This is a genomic window from Bacillus sp. P4_D3, from assembly GCF_056401855.1.
Genome location: NZ_JBFUIN010001044.1, coordinates 1 through 902, shown reverse-complemented (window position 1 = coordinate 902; position 902 = coordinate 1). Strand labels below are relative to the sequence as shown.

General features: G+C 34.0%; 1 protein-coding gene and 1 pseudogene. Both read right to left on the bottom strand.

Annotation, left to right across the window (positions count from 1 at the left end; all coding sequences use genetic code 11):
• Positions 1–15: 15 nt before the first annotated feature.
• The gene (gene hisG, locus AC1DTM_RS29035; RefSeq protein ID WP_002202661.1) at positions 16–651 is read right to left on the bottom strand and encodes an ATP phosphoribosyltransferase; all 636 of its coding nucleotides are present in this window, start codon (positions 649–651) and stop codon (positions 16–18) included.
• Positions 627–902: pseudogene (locus tag AC1DTM_RS29030) on the bottom strand (ATP phosphoribosyltransferase regulatory subunit); the annotation flags it as partial. The pseudogene AC1DTM_RS29030 and the gene hisG, both read right to left, overlap by 25 nt.

Below are 902 nucleotides of genomic sequence, written 5' to 3'. Positions count from 1 at the left end.
CCATTGAAAGTCCCCCTATTTCCCTGACAAAATTTCTTGTTCCATCATATTTATAATACCGAATATTTCGTCTTTTTTAGTTTTCAATGCAGCCTTATTCACAATCATTCGAGCTGATATAGAGCACATTTCCTCAAATACAATTAACCCGTTTTCTTGTAATGTTTTTCCTGTTTCAACAATATCAACAATTGCATCTGCCAAACCTAGAAGTGGAGCAATCTCTACAGATCCTTCTATTTTAATAATTTCTACATCCTCCCCTTTATCATGAAAATATGTAGAAGTAATGTGCGGATATTTCGTAGCAATTCGTTTTTTTCGATAACTCTTCGGATTATACGTAGGAATAGAAGCGACACAAAATTTACACACGCCTACTCCTAAATCCACCATCTCATATATATCTTTCTCACATTCCATTAATATATCTTTTCCAACGACTCCAATATCAGCTACGCCATGTTCTACATAAGTAGCAACATCTACCGCTTTCACTAAAATAAATGAAATGTTTGTGTTTTTACTTTTAAACACAAGTTTTCTTCCTTTATCTTTGAGCTCCGAACAATCAATTCCAATTTTCTCAAACAGTGGAATAACATGCTTTTCTAATCTTCCTTTCGTTAACGCAATTTGAATGTTACGCATGAAGCCTCTCCTTCTTTCTGGATGATCCATTTCTCTCTCCATACATATTCCACTAGGGATTCACTCTTCGCCTCAACGACTGTCATTATTTTATTCTTGTTTGCAAATTGAAAAGTATCGTTTAAATTAGAGAATAAAGATAACTGGGCATTCTTCCCGTCCTTTTGAAGTAAATTTCGTAACCTTTCCGCTTCTGCTAATCTATTTAACCCATAATGAATCATAATATCTATTCTCTTTCGTTTATATGG